Source organism: Pseudomonas sp. LSJ-87 (genome assembly GCF_032971465.1).
GTDB classification, from domain to species: domain Bacteria; phylum Pseudomonadota; class Gammaproteobacteria; order Pseudomonadales; family Pseudomonadaceae; genus Aquipseudomonas; species Aquipseudomonas putida_Z.
The window spans coordinates 40,633-62,258 of record NZ_JAWJYQ010000006.1 but is presented as its reverse complement, the minus strand read 5'-3'; the positions used below and the strand labels follow the sequence as shown (position 1 = coordinate 62,258).

The window sequence follows — 21,626 nt, the reverse complement described above, 5'->3', positions numbered from 1 at the left end:
CACAGGATGTCACCGGCCTCGAAGGCTGTGGTGTCCCGGTGGGAGCGGGCAAGCCCGCGAAGAGGCCGGATTACAGCGAGGGGGAGGTGCTCATGGAGTCACTCCTGTGTGAATGGTGGGGGTGCCCTGGGGCTGCCTTGCAGCCCATCGCGACACAAGGCCGCTCCTACAGGGGGGCGATACGCGGTCCCCTGTAGGAGCGGCCTTGTGTCGCGAAAGGGCCGCAAAGCGGCCCCCGACGGTCAACTCAATACTGCGCCTGCCCCGGCACCCAGGCGGTCCCCGCCAACGGAACCCGCGCCATCGCCGCAGCCTCCACGGTCAACGCCACCAGGTCCTCCGGGTCGAGGTTGTGCAAGTGCGACTTGCCACACGCCCGCGCCATGGTCTGCGCCTCCAGCACCAGCACCCGCAGGTAGTTGGCCAGGCGGCGCCCGGCCTCCTCCGGGTTCAGGCGCCTGGCCAGTTCCGGGTCCTGGGTGGTAATGCCGGCCGGGTCGCGGCCGTTCTGCCAGTCGTCATAGAAACCGGCCGCCGAGCCGATCTTCTTCAGTTCGGCATCCAGCCGCGGGTGGTTGTCACCCAGCGCGATCAACGCCGCAGTGCCAATGGCCACCGCATCAGCCCCGAGGGCCATGGCCTTGGCCACGTCGGCACCGTTGCGAATACCACCGGAAACGATCAGCTGCACCTTGCGGTGCATGCCCATTTCCTGCAGCGCCTGCACTGCCTGCGGAATGGCCGGCAGGATCGGGATGCCGACGTGTTCGATGAACACTTCCTGAGTCGCGGCGGTACCGCCCTGCATGCCGTCGAGCACGATCACATCGGCACCGGCCTTCACCGCCAGCTTTACGTCGTAGTACGGGCGGCTGGCGCCGATCTTCACGTAGATGGGTTTTTCCCAGTCGGTGATCTCGCGGATCTCGGCAATCTTGATCGCCAGGTCATCCGGGCCGGTCCAGTCCGGGTGGCGGCAGGCGCTGCGCTGGTCGACGCCGATCGGCAAGGTGCGCATGCCGGCCACGCGCTCGGTCACCTTCATGCCCAGCAGCATGCCGCCACCGCCCGGCTTGGCACCCTGGCCAAGGACGATCTCGATGGCATCGGCCTTGCGCAGGTCATCGGGGTTCATGCCATAGCGCGACGGCAGGTACTGGTACACCAGGTGTTGCGACTGGCCGCGTTCCTCCGGGGTCATGCCGCCGTCGCCCGTGGTGGTGCTGGTGCCGGCGATGGTCGCACCACGGCCCAGCGCCTCTTTGGCGTTGGCCGACAGCGCGCCGAAACTCATGCCGGCGATGGTCACCGGAATTTTCAGGTGGATCGGCTTCTTGGCGAAGCGGGTGCCCAGCAGCACATCGGTGCCGCATTTTTCGCGGTAGCCTTCCAGCGGGTAGCGCGACACGCTGGCACCGAGCAGCAGCAGGTCGTCGAAGTGCGGCACGCGGCGCTTGGTGCCGCCGCCACGGATGTCGTAGATGCCGGTTTCGGCGGCACGCTGGATTTCCTGGATGGTCAGGCGGTCGAAGGTGGCCGACTCACGCAGTACCGGGGGGAATTGCTCGCTCATGGGAATGCTCCTGGATCAGTACGCGCTGGCGTTGTCGACTTTGAAGTTGTACAGCTGGCGAGCCGAGCCGTAGCGTTTGAAATCGGCAGCCTTGTGCTCCAGGCCAGCCTTGTTCAGCAGCTCCTGCAGCTCTTGCAGGTGCTCGGCGCGCATCTCTTTCTCGATGCAGTCCGAGCCCAGCGACTGCACCGCACCCTTGACGTAGATGCGCACCTCGTACAGCGAATCGCCCAGCGCATCGCCGGCATCGCCACACACCACCAAACGCCCGGCCTGGCCCATGAAGCAGCTCATGTGGCCGATGCTGCCGCCGACGACGATATCCACGCCCTTCATGGAAATACCGCAACGCGCGCCGGCGTCGCCTTCGATCACCAGCAGCCCGCCATGGGCAGTGGCGCCGGCGGCCTGGGAGGCGCTGCCCTTGACCCGCACCGAGCCGGACATCATGTTTTCGGCCACGCCGACACCGACGTTGCCATGCACGGTGACGCTGGCCTGCTGGTTCATGCCGGCGCAGTAGTAGCCGGCGTGGCCTTCGATATCCACGGCCACGGCGGCGTTGATGCCCACGGCCAGGTTGTGCTTGCCGTCGGGGTGGGTCACCCGCCATTCGTGGTCCTGCACCTCACCGTGCAAGGACTGGTTGAGGACACGCACCGAGGTGCTGGAAAGGTCGATCGTCTTCATGTGGTTCTCCAGTGGTTCGGTGGCAGGTCAGGCGCTTTCGCGTTCCCAGACGTACAGGGTGGCCGGGGCCGGTTCCCAGACCTTGGCGTGCTCGATGCCCGGCAGGCTGGCCAGCGCCTGGTACTCCGAGGCCATGGCCACGTAGTCGTCGGTCTCGGCCAGCACGGCGGGCTTGCAGGCGATCGGGTCGCGGATCACGGCAAAGCCGTTGCGGGTGCCGATGGCGAAGGTGAAGAAGCCGTCCAGGTCTTCCAGGGCGCCATCCAGGGCCTGGGCCAGGCTGTCGCCCTGCTGCAGGCGCCAGGTCAGGTAGCCGGCGGCCACTTCGGTGTCGTTGTCGGTCTCGAAGCTGATGCCTTCGCGCTTGAGCTCCTGGCGCAGGCGGAAGTGGTTGGACAGCGAGCCGTTGTGCACCAGGCACAGGTCGGCGCCGGTGGAGAACGGGTGGCTGCCTTCCATGGTCACGGCGCTTTCGGTGGCCATGCGGGTATGGCCGATGATGTGGCTGCCTTTCATGCCGACCAGGCCGAAGCGGCTGGAGATTTCCGCCGGCAGGCCCATGCCCTTGAGGATCTCGATGCTCTGCCCGGCGCTCATGATGCGCACGTCAGGGGCCAGTTCGCTCAGGGCCTGGCGGGCCGACGCCTCGTTGGTGTGCACCTTGAGCACGGCGGCGCTGGCGTTCTGGAACCAGTCCAGCGAGCAGCCCAGGCGCCCTTCCAGCTGGCCCATCAGCGCCGCCCAGGGGTAGTTGATGTCAGTGGCCTGCAGGGTCAGCTTGACCCAGCCATCGGCCACTTCGTCGCCGTAGATGGCAAAGCCGGCGCTGTCCGGGCCACGGTCGGTCATGGCTTCGAGCATGGGTTCGAAGAGCTTGCCGAGCTGGGCTTCCAGCTCGGGTTTTTTCAGGTACAGACCTACGATTCCACACATGGTGATGCTCCTTACTAGGCAGTGGGCGACCGCGTTCGTGCTGGCCGCCCAAGGGATTGGGGGCGGTCAGAAGAATTCGGTGTAACGCTGGATTTCCCAGTCGGAGACGTGGCGGCAGTACTCCACCCACTCCATGCGCTTGAGCTTGATGAACTCGTCGACGATCTCGGCGCCCAGCACTTCGCGGAATAGCGGGTCGGCCTCCAGGGCGTCGGCGGCTTCCTTCAACGACTGCGGCAAGGTCTTGATGCCGCGTGCGGCAATCTCTTCCAGGCTCAGGTTGTAGAGGTTCTCGTTGCACATCTCGCCCGGCTCCAGCTGACGGTCGATGCCATCGAGGCCGGCAGCGATGATCGCGGCGGTGACCAGGTATGGGTTGCAGCCAGCGTCCGGCAGGCGGAACTCCAGGCGGCCATAGGGGATGCGCACCATCGCCGAGCGGTTGTTGGCGCCGTAGGCGACAAACGCCGGGGCCCAGGTGGCGCCGGAAAGCGAGCGGCCGACCACCAGGCGCTTGTACGAGTTGACCGTGGGCGCGGCGAAGGCGCACAGCGCCGGGCCATGGGCCAACAGGCCTGCGGCAAAGTGGTAGGCCAACTTCGACAGGCCCATGCCGCTGCTGTCGGACGGGTCATGGAACAGGTTCTTGTTGGTGCTGCTGGCCAGCGACAGGTGGAAGTGCATGCCATTGCCGGCGCGCTTGGGGTCGGGCTTGGGCATGAACGAGCAGATCATCCCCAGGTCGTTGGCGATCTCGCCAGCGGCCATGCGGAAGAAGGTGAAGCGGTCGGCCGACTCCATGGCGTCGCTGTAGGTGTAGTTGATCTCGAACTGGCCGTTGGCGTCCTCGTGGTCGATCTGGTAGATGTCGAAGCCCACCGGCTGCAACGCCTCGGTCAGGCGTTCGAGGAACAGCCGCGAACGCGACAGGCCCTTGTAGTCGTAGCACGGCTTGTCGAGGTTGTCGGAAGCGTCCACCAGTTGCAGCTTGCCATCCTCGTCGCGGCGGAACAGGCTGAACTCGGGCTCCAGGCCGGTGTTCAGGGTCCAGCCTTTGTCGGCCAGGCGCTGCACCTGCTGCTGCAACACGTAGCGGCTGTCGTAGGGCCAGGGTTGGCCGTTTACGTGGCCTACACACACCACCCGGCCGTAACCCGGCTGCCACGGTACCGGGATCAAGGTGGAAAGGTCGCCGCGGGCCATGAAGTCGGGGCCGTGCGGTTCCATGCCCATGCCGCAGATGGCGAACCCGGCAAAGCCGGCGCCCTCCTCGGCCACCATCTTCAGGCCCGAGACCGGCACCGATTTGGTCTTCGCCGAGCCATGGATATCGACGAACTGCGCCAGCACGTACTTGATGCCGTGCTGATCGAGGGTGCGCTGGGTTTCTGCTGGCAACATGGGTTGAACACTCCTGGGTAAGGGGCAATGATTCCGCATGGGAAACTTACTTTCCTCACAGGAATGCAATGTGCTTGCCAACTTTGTTCAGGGTGCAACCTTGTGTTGCCTGTTCGGGCCTCTTAGCGGGCCTGTGGGAGCGGGCGTGCCCGCGAAGAGGCCGGTACGGCCAGCACAAAACCCAAGCAGATTTCCATGCTCCATTTATGGGAAACTTGTTTTCACCCGAGGAAAGATGCAGCCACCGCAGCTGCATTTCGCACTTTCCCAGTGCGAAAACTTTATTCTTGAACTGAAACCGTGCAGGACATTCGATGCCAACCGAAACCGAACCGCGCCTTCGCCTGGAGCAGTACCTGGGCCTGCAGATCAAGCGCCAGCGCCAGGCCCAGTCCCTCAAGCTCGCCGACGTGGCGCGCATCGCCGGCATCAGCCAAGGCATGCTGAGCAAGATCGAGAACGCCCAGGTGTCCACCAGCCTCGACACCCTCAGCCGCCTGTGCGATGTGCTGGGCATGCCGATGGCCAAGCTGTTCAGCCAATATGATCAGCCCGACGGCAATGCCTTGCTGGTGAAAGCCGGTGAAGGGCTGGAGGTGGTGCGCCGCGGTACCGAGAAAGGCCACACCTACCATTTGCTCAATCACGCCAGGGGGCCGAAGAAGAACTTCGAGGCGTACATGGTGACCATGGACGACGCCAGCGAAGAGTTCCCGACCTTCGCCCACCCCGGCACCGAGTTCCTCCACTTGCTGGAGGGTGAACTGGTGTACCGCCACGGCAACCAGCTCTATCACATGCGGGCCGGCGACAGCCTGACCTTCGACGGCGAGACCCCGCACGGCCCCGAGCAGCTGGTGCAGGTACCCATCCGCCTGTTGTCGATCATGAACTACGGCGACGAGTGACGCGGCGCAGCAAGGCAACAACCGATGTCGCGATCAGACAAGCACACGTCGCCCGCGATCGGCTTCAGAACTGTGTCTACAAAAATAATACACACATCGACCAGCCCCGCGCCGTGGGCTGATCGGTGCGGTATTCGCGAGTAAAACAGCCTCGCTTCACAATTCCAACGCTGTGGCGCCTTTTTGCACCGGGCAGTTCGTCCGGGCTCATAACGATAAAACTCCCAGTATCAGAGACCCGCGCCGCGCCAGCCGGGAGTGTTTGCGCGCGCCACATTGTGAAGACTTGACTGCCATGATCGCGACTTCAATCCCCGTAGCCGGTGCTGCCACCGGCCACCGTAACGCCCTGTGCGTTGCCCATATCGCCGCTGTGCTGTTCGGCCTGACCGGTATCCTCGGTCACCTGATCGAGGCCGACGCCAGCATCATCACCTTCGGCCGCGCCACCTTCGCCTTCATCGCCCTGGGCTTCGTCGCCGGGCTCAAGGGCACGCGCCTGCTCGACGCCCTCACCCTGCACAACCTGCCGGTGCTGGGCCTGACCGGCGCCCTGCTGGCTGCCCACTGGGTAACCTTCTTCATCGCCGTGAAGGTTGGCGGCGTGGCCGTGGCCACCCTGGGCTTCGCCAGCTTCCCGGCGTTCATCGCCATGATCGAGCGCGGCGTGTTCGGCCAGCGTATCGGTGCCGTGCAAGGTTTGCTGCTGCTGATGGTCACGGCCGGTCTGGTGTTGGTGGTACCGACCTTCGACTTGCTCGACAAAGGCACCGTCGGCCTGCTCTGGGGCCTGGGCTCGGGCCTGGCGTTCGCCCTGCTGACCGTGGCCAACCGCCGCAACGGCTCGAGCATGAACGCCATGCAGGTGGCGTTCTGGCAGAACGTGGTGGTGGCCGCGCTGGTGGCGCCGTTTGCCTTCACTCACCTGGGCAATACCAGCCTGGCTGGCAGCGACTGGGTCAACCTGGCGCTGTTGGGCGTGTTCTGCACCGGGCTGTCGCAGTTCCTGTTCGTCAAGAGCCTGGAAGGCCTGGAAGCGCGCACGGCCGGCATGATCATCGCGCTGGAGCCGGTGTACGCGATCATCGGCGCCTGGTGGTTGTTCGGTGAGCAGCCAAGCCTGCGCATGGCCGCTGGCGCTGCGCTGATCGTGCTGGCGACCATCCTGGCGGCGGCGCGCAAGGCACCAGCGGAACAAGGCGATACCAGCCGCTGCGCGCATTGATGAATGTGCTTGCCTGAACGGCCCTCATCGCCGGCAAGCCGGCTCCCACCCGACCGCTTAGGCCTCAAGCATTGTGCAGTACCTGTGGGAGCTGGCTTGCCGGCGATGAGGCCAGAACAGGCAGCACAAGACAGTTACTCCCACAGGGTAATCACAGGGCTCTAGCCTGATGCTTTACCTGTGGGAGCTGGCTTGCCGGCGATGAGGTCGGTACAGGCGACTAAGCGCCCTCAGGCAGCAGGCTGCGGTCAAACATGAACGCCCGCTCCCCCTGTGGTGTGTACTGATACAACTGCTGCGGCCGGCCCAGCCTGGGCTGGTTCTTCTCCCCGGTGTCCCTCACCCACCCCAGCTCGCGCAAGCGCTCCAGGCGTTTGCGCAGCGAGGTGTTGTTCACCGCCTGCCCCAGGCACGCCTGCACCGCACCTAGCGCATCCAGCACAGTGAACTTCTCCGCCAGCAGGTACAGCGGCAGGCTGCTGTACACCGTCTTCGCCGCCAGCCGCTCACGGGCGCGCTCCACCAACAGGTTGTGATCAAAGGGCAACAGCACCTTGCGCGCCAATACGCTGTCCAAGTCGAAAAACGCCAGTTGCTCGCCCTCGACGACCTGCCCGGGTTCGAGCAATGCCAGGTAATAGGTGCTGAGTGACCATCCACGCGGGTCGCGGAAAGCATTGCCCTCGGTGCCCACCTGTTCCATGTAGCACGGTACGACCTGGGTCTTCTCGCGCAGCGCGCGTTCGGCAGCAGCTTCCAGGCTGGTGTCGGGGGTGCGGCCATTGACGATCACCCCGGGCAAGGCCCACTGGCCGGCATGCGGTTCACGCTCACGACGGTGCAGCAGCACCTGCAGATGTTGAGCTTCGGGGGCCATGCGCAGGGCGACGATATCGACGCTGGCCAGGACTTCGACTGCATTCACCGGGCGACTCCTTGTTCAAGCTCACCATAATCCACCAGAGCATCTAAGTAAGGCAAGCAGAAAGCCCGTTTCAAAAGTTGCTTGACACACTTAATACACCAAGTGAATTATGTATCCATTCCAGCGAGGAGAACCGCCATGAAGATCGCCAGTTTCGATGTCGACGCCCAGAACGGCTTCACCAGCAACGTGCCGCAAGAGCTGCCGGTTCCCGAAGGCAATGAAATCGCGGTAGATCTTAATACCATGGCCTTGCGCGCCGATCTGCGCCTGGGCAGCAAGGACGCCCACCCGGCCAACGCCGCCTGGGTAGTCGCCGACCCCGCGCACATGCTGCAGCCCCTGCAACTGGCCAACGCCGACCTGACCTGGGTCAGCCACTGCGTCCCCGGCACACCCGGCTTCGAGTTGCTGCCCGGGCTGCCGGCCCCTATCGACTACGACTATTTCGTGTGGAAAGGCGTCGAGCCTGACCTGCACCCCTACGGCGCCTGCTACCACGACCTGGCCGAACGCCGCTCTACCGGGGTGATCGAGTACCTCAAGGTGCAGCAGGTGGGCGCGGTGATCGTCGGCGGCCTGGCCCTGGACTATTGCGTCAGGACCACCGCCCGCCAATTGCGCCAGGCCGGCTTCCGGGTGCTGTTGTACCTGCCGGCCTGCCGCGCCCTCACCCAGGCAGGCGCCATCGAGGCGTGTGGCGCCCTGGCCGCCGACGGCGTGATCCTCTGCGGCGACGAAGCCGCGCTCGACCACCAGCTCTCTCTGATCAAGGAAGACCGCCCATGAGCGACAGCGTTTTCGGCCCACGCATCATCCAGAACCTGCTGGACACCGACTTCTACAAGATCACCATGATGCAGGCGGTGCTGCACAACTACCCCAACGCCGAGGTGGAGTGGGAATTCCGCTGCCGTAACGGCGAGAACCTCGCACCTTACCTGGCGGAAATCCGTTACCAGGTCGAGCAACTGGCCGATGTCAGCATCACGCATGACCAGCTCGCCTACCTGGAGAAGATCCCGTTCATCAAACCGGACTTCATCCGCTTTCTCAGCCTGTTCCGCTTCAACCTGCGCTATGTACAGGTAGGCCTGGATGATGCCGGGCAACTGGCGATTCGCGTGCGCGGGCCGTGGTTGCACGTGATTCTCTACGAGATCCCGCTGCTGGCGATCATCAGCGAGGTACGCAACCGCTACCGCTATCGCGAGGTGGTGATCGAGCAGGTCCGCGAGCGCCTGTATCAGAACCTCGACTGGCTGAAGGCCGAGGCCAGCGCCGAAGAACTGGCAGGTTTCCAACTGGCCGACTTCGGCACCCGGCGGCGCTTCTCCTACCGGGTGCAGGAAGAGGTGGTGCACATTCTGAAGCGTGACTTCCCGGGCCGCTTTGTCGGTACCAGCAACGTGCATCTGGCCCGCGAATACCAGCTCAAGCCGATCGGCACCATGGCCCACGAGTGGTTCATGGCCCACCAGCAACTCGGCCCGCGCCTGGTCGACAGCCAGGCTGCCGCGCTGGAATGCTGGGTGCGGGAATACCGGGGGCTGCTGGGCATCGCCCTCACTGACTGCATCACCATGGACGCGTTCCTGGGCGACTTCGACCTGTACTTCGCCAAGCTGTTCGATGGCCTGCGGCACGATTCGGGCGATCCGCTGGCCTGGGCGGAAAAGGCCATTGCCCACTATGAGCGGCTGGGGATCGACCCGAAGAGCAAGACCCTGATCTTTTCCGACGGGCTGGACCTTGCCAAGGCGCTGGGGCTGTACCGGGCGCTGCATGAGCGGATCAATGTGAGCTTTGGCATTGGCACCAGGCTGACCTGCGATATACCGGGGGTGGAGCCGATGAACATCGTGATCAAGATGACAGCCTGCAATGGGGCACCGGTGGCCAAGATTTCCGACAGCCCGGGCAAGACACAGTGCCGGGATGAGAACTTCGTGGCCTATCTGAAGCATGTGTTTCAGGTGGATTGAGGGTGCCTGTGCTGGCCTCTTCGCGGTTCAAAAGTAGCTCAGCACCCACTTTTGAACGGCTGGAGTGTCATTGATGTCGCCATCGAAAACATATTGCGGGTCATAACTTTGATTATTCCCCCGCACTCGCCCTCTCCAGACCTTCAAGGGCAGCCAGAACTGAGCCCCGCTTGGCAAGACATGGGAGCCAATATCGATATACAAGGTGTCACCACTCGTTGACAGCCCAAAATGGGTCGTTCCAGGAACGGCCAGAACTGCATCTGCAAAATCCAGGCAGGCACTTGAACAGAATGAGTCCGTCACCAGCACAAGCTGACCTTTGAATGGTTTTGGACTGGAATCCTTAAAACGGTCTTGATCGATCGAAGACGTCTCTGGCTGTCTTAACCAGTCCTCGCGCTTCACAAGCGCAGCGCTCATCGACTCATGCATACCTGAAACAAATTTGTAGGCGTCGCTGTTTTTTCCGTAATCGCTTTCCATGCCGGCCAAAGCGCTATTCAGTGTTGCAAGCGCAAGAGGAGAGACCCGCCACATTGCATACGAACGTGAGGACTGACTCAGGCTTTCAACAAACTGTTCACCCAATAAAGCAGACAGGATCCTGGCCCCGACCAAGCTGTTACCACCGCGATTGCCACGTGTATCAAGTACAACCAGCTTGGCATCATCGAGAGTCTCGAGCGTGTCGAGCATTTTTTCGAGGGACGCGTTCTCGGGTGTCGAAGGTGCGAAATTCGATGCGTGCACCCAATAGCGCCCGCCACCGAGGTTTCTCAGGGTCTGAGGTGGTTGAGGCCGAGTCAGGAAATCCTTTAGTTGCCCACGGTCCTCCTGCCATGCCAAAGCAAAATGCTGCTGTACTCCTCCCGGCAAAACAGCCAGACAATTGGCTGCCCGTTTTCTGGCAAGCACTGGATAGTCCGCATCATCAACGGTCAAAAATTTAGCCAAGTGCCCCCAGGTCGATTTCAGATTCAACCGGCGATCTACGTAGGGCGATATTTCATTACCCAATATTTCCCGAACTGTCTTGCCGTCACATGAGATAATTTTCGAACCGATTGGAGGCAAAGGGACAGGCCACGCCTTTGCCACACGACCGACAACAAGATCCTCACCTCGCATATCCAGCATGAAACCGGCCCAGGAAGACTTCCCTTTTCTGGATTGATAAACGCCTACATGGCCGTCCTTGAACCCTGAAACATAGAAACCCAGAACGGCTTGAGCATCCCTTTCCGAGCGGACACGCAAGGCCAACTGTTTGGCCTCCTGATAACCTCGCTCAACCCAGTCAGTAAAAACTTTATTTTCTTGATCTATGGCGCCTGGGTGAGAGGAAACGATCAGTTGGTGAACGGCAGAAAGGTCTCTCACTGCCATGTCGACTAATCCACCCTTGGGAGAATCATCAGCAAACACCGAACCGACAACGCCGACGCCGACGCCGGCGAGGACAACAGTTAAAACTCTTTTGACAACGTTCATATCAATGTCTTCATGTGGCTTGATGGTGCCTGTTCTGGCCTCTTCGCGGGCTTGCCCGCTCCCACAGGTTTCTCACGGCTCTTGGGTGCAGTACCTGTAAGAGCGGGCGAGCCCGCGAAGAGCCCGGTGCAGTTACCCCACCTCTTGCAGGCCAACACACAACTCGAGAAACCGCGCCGCCGCACGCGACGGGGTAGCGGCATGCGGCACCAGAATGGAAAACCGCCGCACCAACGCCTGCGGCATAACCTGCAACCGCTGCAACGCCCCATCCTCATGCCGGATCGACATCGCCGACACAAAACCAATCCCCATCCCGGCCCGCACCGCCTCCTTCACCCCTTCCACGCCGGCAATTTCCAGCGCCACGCGCATCGCCACGCCGCTGCGGGCAAATGCCCGCTCGACGATCTGCCGCACACCCGAGCCGCTCTCGCGTAATACCAACGGGTAAGCCCCCAGCGACGCCAGCGTCTGTCGGTCACTGCCAGCCAGCGGATGACCACGCGGCACGATGGCCACGATCTCGTCCTCCCGCCACGCCGTCACCGCCGTGCCCAATGGCAGTTCCTGCCCAGGCGGCCCTTCGATCAGGGCGATATCGACGCTGTCCAGCGCAGCGACGATTTCTGCCGTATTGCCGTTGGAAGTGCTCACCAGCACCTCCGGGTAGCGGGCATGGAAATCGGCAATCAGGTAAGGCAGCAGGTAGCTGGCCGGCGTGGTACTGGCGCCGATGCGCAAGGTACCGCGCTCCAGCCCGCGCATGGCCTCGCGCAATGCCTGGGCCTGACGGAAGGTTTCGCGCAGGCGCTCGGCATGGGCCAGCAATTGCTCGCCGGCTGCTGTCAGCCGCACACCACGGCCGGCGCGCTGATACAGCGGCTCGCCAAAGGCCTCCTGCAGCAGCTTGAGCTGGCCAGACACCGCCGGCTGCGACAAGTGCAGGGCCTGGGCCGCATGGCTGATGTTGCCGTGCTCGGCGACAGTGGCGAACGTTATCAGTTGTTCTGGGGTCATGAATGAAAAATATCAGCTAAACGGATATTTGCCATCCTAAATTACGATTTTTTATAAGCTTATAACCATATTAACGTAAGCAATGTCGAAACACCTTTCCGGAGGACTCACATGGCCACGGCTCCGTCCAACCCCGCCTTTGCACCTACCCTCTCTACCCGAGGGCGGCTCAATGGCATCCTGTTCGTCGCGTTGTTCGCACTTGCGGTCACCCAGTTGGCCGCCCTGCCCGCCATCGCCAACCTGGGTATCAGCCCGCTGATCGTCGGTATCGTCGCCGGGGCGCTTTACGGCAATGCACTGCGTGACAGTGTACCGGCAAGCTGGGCGGCGGGTATCAACTTTTCCGCCCGCGGCCTGCTGCGCATTGCCGTGGCCTTCTTCGGCCTGCGGGTAAGCCTGCAGGAAATTGCCGAAGTCGGCTGGTCCGGGCTCATCGTGTCGTTGCTGGTGGTGTCCAGCACCCTGCTGATCGGCCTGTGGTGCGGCATGAAGCTGTTCAAGCTGGACCGCGATACCGCCTTGCTGACCGCCGCCGGCAGCGCCATCTGCGGCGCCGCCGCGGTTCTGGCCTTCGAGTCGGCGCTGCGCAGTGCACCGCATAAAAGCGCCATGGCGGTTGGTAGCGTGGTGCTGTTCGGCACCCTGTCGATGTTCCTCTACCCATTGGCGATCAATGCCGGCTGGCTGCAGCTGGACGCCATGGGCGCCGGGTTGTTCCTGGGTGGCACCATTCACGAAGTGGCCCAGGTGGTCGGTGCGGCCAGCAACGTCAGCCCCGAGGCCACGCATATCGCCACCATCGTCAAGATGACCCGGGTGATGCTGCTGGTACCGGTGCTGCTGGTGGTGGGCCTTTGGATCAGCCGCGCGCGCCAGCCGGGCCAGGCACAGGGCAACGGGCGCATCGCCATGCCGTGGTTCGCCTTCGGCTTCCTCGCGCTGGTGCTGGTGAATTCGCTGCAGGTGTTGCCGGGCAGCGTGACGCAGGCGGTCAACAGCCTGGATACCTTCGCCCTGACCATGGCCATGACCGCGCTGGGGATGGAGACGCGCCTCAGCCAGATTCGCCAGGCCGGGCCGCGGGCGCTGGCCACCGGGGCGATTCTCAACCTCTGGCTGGTGTTTGGTGGCGTGGCTATTACCCTGGGTGTGCAGAAGCTGTTGGGATGACTTGAGACCGAGTCGCCTGCTTCGCGGGTAAACCCGCTCCCACAGGTATCGCGCTGCTTTCGGAACCTGCGCCGTACCTGTGGGAGCGGGTTTACCCGCGAAGCAGGCGGCTCGGTCTGATGAGGTTTTTGTTGCCCCCCCTCGTTGCCGTCCACATTTCTCGGTATGGTGTTGTCAAAGAAGGATGTTTTACCCGCACAGGAAAGACTTAGATGCCTCAACGCAATGTCATCAATGCATCCGTCAGCCCCAAAGGCAGCCTGGAGACGCTGTCACAACGTGAAGTGCAGCAACTGAGTGAAGTCGGTACCGGTAGCCTTTACACCCTGTTCCGCCAGTGCGCCCTGGCCATCCTCAACACCGGCGCCCATGTCGACAATGCCAAGACCATCCTTGAGGCCTATCAGGACTTCGAGGTGCGTATTCATCAACAGGACCGCGGCGTGCGCCTGGAGCTGCTGAATGCCCCGGCCGACGCCTTCGTCGATGGCGAAATGATCGCCAGCACCCGTGAAATGCTGTTCAGCGCCCTGCGCGACATCGTCTACACCGAAAGCGAGCTGGCCAGCCAGCGCATCGACCTGGAAAGCTCCCAGGGCATCACCGACTATGTCTTCCACCTGCTGCGCAACGCCCGCACCCTGCGCCCGGGCGTGGAGCCGAAGATGGTGGTGTGCTGGGGTGGCCATTCGATCAGCAGCGAGGAATACCAGTACACCAAGAAGGTCGGCCACGAGCTGGGCCTGCGCAAGCTGGATGTGTGCACCGGCTGCGGCCCGGGTGTGATGAAGGGCCCGATGAAGGGCGCCACCATTGCCCACGCCAAGCAACGCATGCACGGCAGCCGCTACCTGGGCCTGACCGAGCCGGGCATCATCGCCGCCGAAGCGCCCAACCCGATCGTCAACGAACTGGTGATCCTGCCGGACATCGAGAAGCGCCTGGAAGCCTTCGTCCGTGTCGGCCACGGCATCATCATCTTCCCGGGCGGTGCCGGCACGGCCGAGGAGTTCCTCTACCTGCTGGGCATCCTCATGCACCCGGACAACCAGAACCTGCCGTTCCCGGTGGTACTCACCGGCCCGCGCAGTGCCGAGCCGTACCTGCAACAGTTGCACGCGTTCGTCGGCGCTACCCTGGGTGAGGCGGCGCATCGCTTGTACGAGATCATCATCGATGACCCGGCGGAAGTTGCCAGGCACATGGTCGAAGGGCTCAAGGCGGTGAAGCAGTTCCGCCGCGAGCGCAACGATGCCTTCCACTTCAACTGGCTGCTGAAGATCGAGGAGAGCTTCCAGCGCCCGTTCGACCCGACCCACCAGGCCATGGCCGACCTCGACCTGCGGCGCGAGCTGCCGGCCCACGAATTGGCCGCCAACCTGCGCCGGGCGTTTTCCGGCATCGTCGCCGGCAACGTGAAGGACAAGGGCATCCGCCTGATCGAGGAACACGGGCCGTATCAGATCCGTGGCGACAGCGCCGTGCTGGACCCACTGGGCCGGCTGTTGCAGGCGTTCGTCGACCAGCATCGGATGAAGTTGCCTGGCGGCGCGGCGTATGTACCGTGCTACCAGGTGGTGACCTGATTCGCCATTCTTGCTGAGGCCCCATGGATGGGGCCTGCAGCTATTTGGCTTTTTGGATGTGGGCCTTCACATCTAGTAGACATTCATTCGCGATGGTGGCGCTGAGTCACCTTTCCGCCCTTACGGCGGGTCCCTTTTTGTCGTGGCAAAAAGGAACCAAAAACCGTCCGCTCCCATCATCCGGCCCCTACGCTACGCTCCGGGGTCCCCTCGCTACGGGCCTGCTCCCGGGAGTACGCGCTGCAGGCCCCATCCATGGGGCCTCAGCGCTTGACGGGCATTCATGCCCGTCACCTCCCTCCGCAGTCCCTTCGCGCGGCCTCCTGAAGTCGCAAGCGGCGGCGCCTGAACTATCGCGCGCTTAGAAGCAAAAGCAAAAGCAAAGGCAAAGGCAGAAGCCAAGGCAAAACTGCTACTAACTGAGGTCGGCCATCGGCCGTTCGACGAAGCGGATGCTGTCGCGCCCACCGCGCTTGGACTGGTACAAGGCGACATCCCCCTGCTCGATCAAGGCTGCCAGGCTCGTCGGCGGTTGGTCGAACAGGTTGGCGCCGATGCTCAAGGTGACCGGCTGCGGCGTAGGTACCGTCTTGCTTGCGTACTGCTGGAACTGCTCGCGCAGCAGTCCACCCAGCTCCATGACCCGCTCGCTGCTCGCACCACACAGCAGAATGACGAACTCATCACCGCCCAGCCGCGCGGCCAGCGAGCGCTCGGGCAGCACCGTGCGAATGATCTCGCTCAGGGCAATCAGCAAGCGGTCCCCTGCAACATGCCCGTGCAGGTCGTTGACCAGCTTGAAGTTGTCGATGTCGATCAGTAGCAAGGCCCCGGGCTGCGCCGAATCCACTGCCTTGAAGAAAGGCCCCGCCCGCACCTCCAGTGCACGCCGGTTGTACAGCGCCGTCAACGGGTCACGGGCTGCCAGGCGGGCAATCCGCTCCTCGCGCCGGTAGCGCACGGTTCCGGTCATCGACAAGGCAATCAGCATGATCGCCATCGCACCTTCGACCAACGAAACCTGAATGATCAGCCCGCCGAAGGTGGCCAGGTCAATCAACGTACCCGGTGTGATCGCAATGATCGCCTTGGCCACATAGAACAACCCATGCACCAGCAACACATAGCGCAACTGCACCGCGCCGACACTCAGCGACTTGCCATGCGGCCGCAACAGCCAGCTGGCCTTGAGCGTCAACAGCGCCACCAGCAACGAGTTGACCATCAGCATCACCTTCGACCACTGCGGCCCAACAGGCATCAGCAGTAAGGCAAACCACACCAGCACGACCGATAACCATATACGCGACAGCCGCACCTGGGTGAAGCGCAACACCCCCATCAGGAAGAACCAGTGCGCCACCACCAGCAAGCCGTTGGCGAACCAGATACCGATCAGCAACAAACCGATGCCGCGCAGCAAGGCCAGGGTGGAACCAATCGTGATGGTGGCAAAGCCTGCGCTCCAGAACAGCAGCGACGGCTCGCGTACGCTGCGCCACTCGATCGCCAGGTACAACGCAGCCGCGGCAGCCAGGGCGATCGAGATAGTGAGCATCGTGGGTGGATCAAGCGCCATGAACGGTTTGGCCTATCTGGTTGACGAGGAAAAGGCCCGATTGTATGCGCTCGTGATGACTTTTCAGAGGAGCCTTACACCACCAGCCTGCAAATGATAGCCCAGCCCTGGCCGATACCCGTGCGAGTGAATGTCATATTGACATCAGCCTGTCATTTGCACCACAAAAACCGCTGTCGTTATGACAACACACCAGCGCAACACGCCCATCTGCAAGGGCTGCCCAGCTGGCACGAAAGCTGAACCATTCTCTTTCGCCACTACCTGCCTTGCGGAAATAAACATCATGAAAAATATCCTCCTCCCTCTGGCGATGTCCCTGTCCATCGCCCTGCCCGCCTGCGCCGACGAGGTGCTCTCGGAAAGCCCCGACAACACGGTGGGCTATGGCGCCGGCGGCGTCAGCGGTCTGATGGTCGGCGCCGCGCTCGGTGGCCCGTTCGGCGCCATCGCCGGTGCAGCCCTAGGTGCATTTGGCGGCGCCGCCGTGCAACAAGGCAGCGGGCACAGCGACGCGGCCTACGTGGTACGCCATGACGACGGCAGTACCCAGCGCTATCGCTCGCCCAATGCCCGCTTCAAGCCCGGTGATCAGGTGCAGGTGAGTGGTATTCGCCTGGCCCCGGCGCAGTAAAGCGCACCGCTCAACCTGGGGCCGGTGCTGACGGTGCTGGCATCGTGGGCGATCCTGAGCGAGGAGATTTCGCTGTATCAGGTCGTCGGGTTGGCGGTGGTGCTGTTTGCGGTGTCGCGGCTCAAGCCGCGGGGCAAACAGGAAACAAAGGTGGCTGAGGCCAAAGGTGCAGCAGCCTGACTGCGGTCACTGTGGGAGATTGCCCAGCCCTTTGGGCTGCGCTGTCGCACAGATAACTGAATTCGCAAGCGATCCTCGTACCCTGTGGGAGCGGCTTTAGCCGCGAAGAATCCAACGCGGTGCATGGCACCGGCTGCGCCGGTGTTCGCGGCTAAAGCCGCTCCCACAGGGGCCCCGCTAATTCAATGAGTTATGTGCAGTTCTATGAGAGCGGCCTTGCGTCGCGAAAGGGCTGCAGAGCAGCCCCGGCAATCTTGGTAGCAACACCAACGTCTAGGGCCGCTTTGCGGCCCTTTCGCGACACAAGGCCGCGCCCACAAAAACGCTTGAATCCCTCAGAGCACCCGCTTGATCAGCGGCTCCAGCCGGCTATAGCGCAGCCGCCGCAGGAACTTGCGCACTTCCTTGGGGTGCTCGGCCTTGACCCCCAACTCCTCTGCCGAGCCGATCTTCGGCGCATGCCGGCGCAACTCGGTCAACTCTGCCTCCCGTGGCCCCAGCCATTGCCCTTGCGGGTCATCGATCAGCAGGCCGTTCTCCAGATCCAGGTTGAAGCCGCGCGGGTTCAGGTTGTTACCGGTCAGCAACGAATAGCGCTGGTCTACCCACACGCCCTTGGCATGAAAGGTATGCCCGGGGTCATTCCAGATCCGCACCTGCAGCTGGCCGCTGGCAATCGCAGCGTGGCGACGTCGGGTGAAGGCGCGCAGGTTGTCTTCGTACAGGTAGGGCAACGCGCCGCTGGCACTGAACGGCTCGCCGGGGGCGATATAGAAGTCGTTGGCCGTGCGGTCACCAACGATCAGCTCCACCCGCACGCCACGCGCCAGGGCATGGTCGAGCTCGCGCATCAGCACCCGGGGCGGGTTGAAATACGGCGTGCTGATGATGACCTGCGTGCGCGCCGCCGCCAGCAAGGCGCACAGTGCCCGGTTCAGCGGGTTGCCACGGCCCACACCCAACAGCGGAATAACCCGCAGGCCCTGCCCCGCTGCGCTGGCCGGTGCCTCATAGGCCATGCGCCGCAGCCGCGCGCGCAAGCGCCGGATGTCGCCGCGCAGGCTGCGGGTGGAGGGTGGCGCCGGCAGGTCGAGGCGCGGCGTGGCGGTGTGGTGCAGCAGGCGCCGCACCAGCCCGACCATCGCGTCGGCCAGCTCTGGTGACTGGAACAGGTGGTAGCGGTCCAGGCGATAACGGTCGAAACGGTGCAGGTACACGTTGTTAAGGCTGGCGCCGGTGTAGATCACGCAGTCGTCGATGATGCTGCCCTTCAGGTGCAACACGCCAAACAGCTCGCGGGTCTGCACCGGTACGCCATGGATGACGATGTCCAGCCCATGGTGCTGGCGCTGGGCCTGGTACCAGGCGGCGTTACCCGGCTGGCGCCCGGCGCCCAGCAGGCCGCGGCGGGCACGGAACCAGTCGACCACGATGGTGATTTCCAGCCCCGGCCGCGCGGCCTTGGCCTGGTACAAGGCATCCAGCACTTCCTGGCCGGCCTCGTCTTCCTGCAGATACAGCGCAACGATGACGATACGCCGGGTTGCGGCGCGGATGCGCTCGAGCAGGCAGGCGCGGTAGGCCTTGGCATCGGGCAGCACCTGTATCGACTCGGCCGACATGGCGTAGCCTGGCAATGCCGCCAGCATGGTTTCGGGGTTCACGAACGATCACCTTCTGTGTGCAATCACTGTCGTGCATCAGCTTGCACAGGAAGATTGAAATGGTCCAGCCCCCGGAGAGCACGGGGCTGCTTTGCAGCCCTGTCGCGACACAAGGCCGCTCCTACAAGCCAGCGCCGAATCCACATGCGGCGCCGAACCTGTGGGAGCGGCCTTGTGTCGCGATAGGGGCGCAAAGCGCCCCCATTTCTGACGAAGCTATTTCAGGTCAAAGCGATCCAGCTCCATCACTTTCTCCCAGGCCGCCACAAAGTCCCGCACGAACTTGTCCCGGCCATCACTGCTGCCGTACACCTCGCTCAACGCCCGCAACTGGGCATGGGAGCCGAACACCAGGTCAACCCGGCTACCGGTCCACTTCACCTGCCCGGTCTTGCGGTCGCGCCCTTCGAAGGTTTCGTTATCCGCCGAGGTCGGCTTCCACTCAACGCCCATGTCCAGCAGGTTGCGGAAGAAGTCGTTGCTCAGGGTACCGACCTTGTCGGTGAACACGCCCTGCTGGCTGCCGCCGTGGTTGGCGCCGAGCACGCGCAGGCCGCCGATCAGCACGGTCATTTCCGGCGCGGTCAGGGTCAACAACTGGGCCTTGTCCAGCAGCAGCTTCTCGGCCTTGACGCTGTAGCGGGCCTTGGTGAAGTTGCGGAAGCCATCGGCCAGCGGCTCCAGCACGGCGAACGACTCGACGTCGGTCTGCGCCTGGGAGGCATCGGTACGCCCCGGGCGGAACGCCACGCTGACGTTGTGCCCGGCGTCCTTGGCAGCCTTTTCCACTGCGGCGGCGCCAGCCAGAACGATCAGGTCAGCCAGGGAGATCTTCTTGCCACCGGCATTGAACTCGGCCTGGATCTTCTCCAGCGCCGCCAGCACCTTGCCTGTGCCCTGGTTCGCCGGCCAGTCCTTCTGCGGCGCCAGGCGCAGGCGGCCACCATTGGCCCCACCACGCTTGTCCGAACCGCGGAAGGTCGACGCCGCCGCCCAGGCAGTGGCCACCAGCTCGCCAACGCTCAGGCCCGCCGCGAGCACCTTGGCCTTGAGCGCGGCAATGTCCTGCTCACCCACCAGCGGGTGGTCGACTTTTGGCAGCGGGTCTTGCCACAGCAGCTCTTCGTTGGGCATTTCCGGGCCCAGGTAGCGCGCCAATGGGCCCATGTCGCGGTGGATCAGCTTGTACCAGGCTCGGGCGAAGGCGTCTGCCAGCTGCTCAGGGTTGTCCTTGAAGCGGCGGGCGATCGGCTCGTAGATCGGGTCGAAGCGCAGCGCCAGGTCGGAGGTGAGCATGGAAGGCGCGTGGCGCTTGGCCGGGTCATGGGCATCCGGCACGGTGCCTGCCCCCTTGCCCTCCTTCGGCCGCCACTGGTGGGCACCGGCCGGGCTCTTGGTCAGTTCCCACTCGAAGTTGAACAGGTTGTTGAGGTACTCGTTGCTCCATCGGGTGGGGGTCGAAGTCCAGGTCACTTCCAGGCCGCTGGTGATGGTATCGCCACCCTTGCCGCTGCCGAACTTGTTGGCCCAACCCAACCCCTGCAGCTCCAGGGCTGCAGCTTCCGGCTCCGGGCCAACGTTGTCGGCAGGGCCGGCACCGTGGGTCTTGCCGAAGGCGTGGCCACCGGCGATCAGCGCCACGGTTTCTTCATCGTTCATGGCCATGCGGCCGAAGGTGTCACGGATGTCCTTGCCCGAGGCTACCGGGTCGGGGTTGCCGTCCGGGCCTTCCGGGTTCACGTAGATCAGGCCCATCTGCACAGCAGCCAAGGGGTTTTCCAGGTTACGCTCGCCGGACAGGTCCCGGCTTTGCTCCTCTGGGTGCTTGGCTGGCTCTGCTACCAGGTCACCCTGGCCTGGCGGCTGGGCCTTGACCTGCTCATTGCCATAACGAATGTCTCCGCCCAGCCAGACCTTTTCCGAACCCCAGTACACATCTTCGTCCGGCTCCCACACGTCGGCACGCCCGCCGGAGAAGCCGAAGGTCTTGAAGCCCATGGATTCGAGGGCGACGTTGCCGGTGAGCACGATCAGGTCGGCCCAGGAAATCTTGTTGCCGTACTTCTGCTTGATCGGCCACAGCAGGCGCCGGGCCTTGTCCAGGCTGACGTTGTCCGGCCAGCTGTTGAGCGGGGCGAAGCGCTGCTGGCCAGAGCCTGCACCACCCCGGCCATCGCCGATGCGGTAGGTACCGGCGCTGTGCCAGGCCATGCGGATGAACAGCGGGCCGTAGTGGCCGAAGTCGGCGGGCCACCAGTCCTGGGAGTCGGTCATCAAGGCGGTCAGGTCTTTCTTCAGGGCCTGGAAATCGAGGCTCTTGAACGCCTTGGCATAGTCGAAACCCGGGTCCATCGGGTCGGACTTGGAGGAATGTTGGTGAAGAATTCTCAGGTTGAGCTGGTCAGGCCACCAGTCACGGTTGGTGGTGCCGCCACCTGCGGTTTGATGGAACGGGCATTTCGATTCGTTCGACATCTGCGGGTACCTTTGGGTCGGTTATCCAGATTTCCGGTCTTTGCCAGGTGTTCTTTCAGCCGAGCGCGTCGGCTCGTGCTACCCCTCATCAGGTCTACACGGGGCTTGCGAAGCTGTCACGACGGGGTTGGTGCGGTCTTGCACGCAAGTGCTGACACGCCGCCCGCTCGCGGAATTCGCG

General features: G+C 63.3%; 19 protein-coding genes. 8 read left to right on the top strand and 11 right to left on the bottom strand.

Annotated features, from left to right (window positions below):
* Positions 1-247: 247 nt before the first annotated feature.
* The 4 genes from RYH74_RS06740 to glnT form a co-directional block, all read right to left on the bottom strand.
* A complete protein-coding gene (locus RYH74_RS06740; RefSeq protein ID WP_013973039.1) occupies positions 248-1,573 on the bottom strand; it encodes an FMN-binding glutamate synthase family protein in 1,326 nt (441 codons plus the stop codon).
* A 15-nt stretch (positions 1,574-1,588) separates the two neighbouring features.
* Positions 1,589-2,263 carry a protein glxC gene (locus RYH74_RS06735; protein ID WP_075044959.1) on the bottom strand — a complete coding sequence of 225 codons (675 nt, stop codon included), beginning with the start codon at positions 2,261-2,263 and terminating at the stop codon, positions 1,589-1,591.
* A 27-nt stretch (positions 2,264-2,290) separates the two neighbouring features.
* Positions 2,291-3,196, bottom strand: coding sequence for a class II glutamine amidotransferase (locus RYH74_RS06730; protein ID WP_075044958.1), 906 nt, complete (start codon positions 3,194-3,196; stop codon positions 2,291-2,293).
* 66 nt (positions 3,197-3,262) lie between these two features.
* Positions 3,263-4,597: a type III glutamate--ammonia ligase gene (glnT, locus tag RYH74_RS06725; RefSeq protein ID WP_015270738.1), complete on the bottom strand. Its 1,335-nt coding sequence runs from the start codon at positions 4,595-4,597 to the stop codon at positions 3,263-3,265.
* A 314-nt stretch (positions 4,598-4,911) separates the two neighbouring features.
* On the opposite strand from glnT, the gene RYH74_RS06720 reads away from it, so the two are divergent.
* Positions 4,912-5,505 (top strand): helix-turn-helix domain-containing protein, encoded by a 594-nt coding sequence (locus tag RYH74_RS06720; protein ID WP_075044957.1) that lies wholly within the window; start codon positions 4,912-4,914, stop codon positions 5,503-5,505.
* Between the two features lie 295 nt (positions 5,506-5,800).
* A complete protein-coding gene (locus RYH74_RS06715) occupies positions 5,801-6,730 on the top strand; it encodes a DMT family transporter (protein ID WP_317409137.1) in 930 nt (309 codons plus the stop codon).
* A 220-nt stretch (positions 6,731-6,950) separates the two neighbouring features.
* Here the strand turns inward: RYH74_RS06715 and RYH74_RS06710 are convergent, their stop codons facing one another.
* Positions 6,951-7,655 (bottom strand): NUDIX hydrolase, encoded by a 705-nt coding sequence (locus RYH74_RS06710; protein ID WP_025338779.1) that lies wholly within the window; start codon positions 7,653-7,655, stop codon positions 6,951-6,953.
* A 138-nt stretch (positions 7,656-7,793) separates the two neighbouring features.
* Here RYH74_RS06710 and RYH74_RS06705 point away from each other — a divergent pair, with 138 nt between their 5' ends.
* Positions 7,794-8,444, top strand: coding sequence for an isochorismatase family protein (locus tag RYH74_RS06705; protein WP_196178137.1), 651 nt, complete (start codon positions 7,794-7,796; stop codon positions 8,442-8,444).
* Positions 8,441-9,640, top strand: coding sequence for a nicotinate phosphoribosyltransferase (gene pncB / locus RYH74_RS06700; protein ID WP_075044955.1), 1,200 nt, complete (start codon positions 8,441-8,443; stop codon positions 9,638-9,640). The genes RYH74_RS06705 and pncB overlap by 4 nt, the downstream gene beginning before the upstream one ends.
* 27 nt (positions 9,641-9,667) lie before the next feature.
* On the opposite strand, the gene RYH74_RS06695 is transcribed toward pncB, so the two are convergent.
* Positions 9,668-11,134 (bottom strand): S41 family peptidase, encoded by a 1,467-nt coding sequence (locus RYH74_RS06695; RefSeq protein WP_075044954.1) that lies wholly within the window; start codon positions 11,132-11,134, stop codon positions 9,668-9,670.
* Between the two features lie 132 nt (positions 11,135-11,266).
* Entirely contained in the window at positions 11,267-12,154 is an 888-nt protein-coding gene (locus RYH74_RS06690) for a LysR family transcriptional regulator (RefSeq protein ID WP_075044953.1), read from the bottom strand.
* A gap of 111 nt (positions 12,155-12,265) precedes the next feature.
* On the opposite strand from RYH74_RS06690, the gene RYH74_RS06685 reads away from it, so the two are divergent.
* Both RYH74_RS06685 and ppnN read left to right on the top strand, forming a co-directional pair.
* Positions 12,266-13,327, top strand: coding sequence for a YeiH family protein (locus RYH74_RS06685; protein WP_317409136.1), 1,062 nt, complete (start codon positions 12,266-12,268; stop codon positions 13,325-13,327).
* A 212-nt stretch (positions 13,328-13,539) separates the two neighbouring features.
* Positions 13,540-14,913 carry a nucleotide 5'-monophosphate nucleosidase PpnN gene (gene ppnN / locus RYH74_RS06680; protein ID WP_025338773.1) on the top strand — a complete coding sequence of 458 codons (1,374 nt, stop codon included), beginning with the start codon at positions 13,540-13,542 and terminating at the stop codon, positions 14,911-14,913.
* 415 nt (positions 14,914-15,328) lie between these two features.
* Here the strand turns inward: ppnN and RYH74_RS06675 are convergent, their stop codons facing one another.
* Positions 15,329-16,471 (bottom strand): GGDEF domain-containing protein, encoded by a 1,143-nt coding sequence (locus RYH74_RS06675; protein ID WP_286101726.1) that lies wholly within the window; start codon positions 16,469-16,471, stop codon positions 15,329-15,331.
* Between the two features lie 165 nt (positions 16,472-16,636).
* Positions 16,637-16,780 carry a hypothetical protein gene (locus RYH74_RS06670; RefSeq protein ID WP_157896955.1) on the bottom strand — a complete coding sequence of 48 codons (144 nt, stop codon included), beginning with the start codon at positions 16,778-16,780 and terminating at the stop codon, positions 16,637-16,639.
* On the opposite strand from RYH74_RS06670, the gene RYH74_RS06665 reads away from it, so the two are divergent.
* A complete protein-coding gene (locus tag RYH74_RS06665; protein ID WP_039613879.1) occupies positions 16,779-17,126 on the top strand; it encodes a hypothetical protein in 348 nt (115 codons plus the stop codon). The genes RYH74_RS06670 and RYH74_RS06665 overlap by 2 nt on opposite strands.
* 24 nt (positions 17,127-17,150) lie before the next feature.
* Positions 17,151-17,306 carry a hypothetical protein gene (locus RYH74_RS06660; protein WP_237140985.1) on the top strand — a complete coding sequence of 52 codons (156 nt, stop codon included), beginning with the start codon at positions 17,151-17,153 and terminating at the stop codon, positions 17,304-17,306.
* A gap of 335 nt (positions 17,307-17,641) precedes the next feature.
* Here RYH74_RS06660 and pssA read toward each other — a convergent pair whose 3' ends face one another.
* Together pssA and katG are read right to left on the bottom strand one after the other, a co-directional pair.
* Positions 17,642-18,970, bottom strand: a complete 1,329-nt coding sequence (gene pssA, locus RYH74_RS06655) for a CDP-diacylglycerol--serine O-phosphatidyltransferase (RefSeq protein WP_085615354.1) — start codon at positions 18,968-18,970, stop codon at positions 17,642-17,644.
* A gap of 216 nt (positions 18,971-19,186) precedes the next feature.
* Positions 19,187-21,445: a catalase/peroxidase HPI gene (gene katG / locus RYH74_RS06650; RefSeq protein WP_317409135.1), complete on the bottom strand. Its 2,259-nt coding sequence runs from the start codon at positions 21,443-21,445 to the stop codon at positions 19,187-19,189.
* Positions 21,446-21,626: the final 181 nt, after the last annotated feature.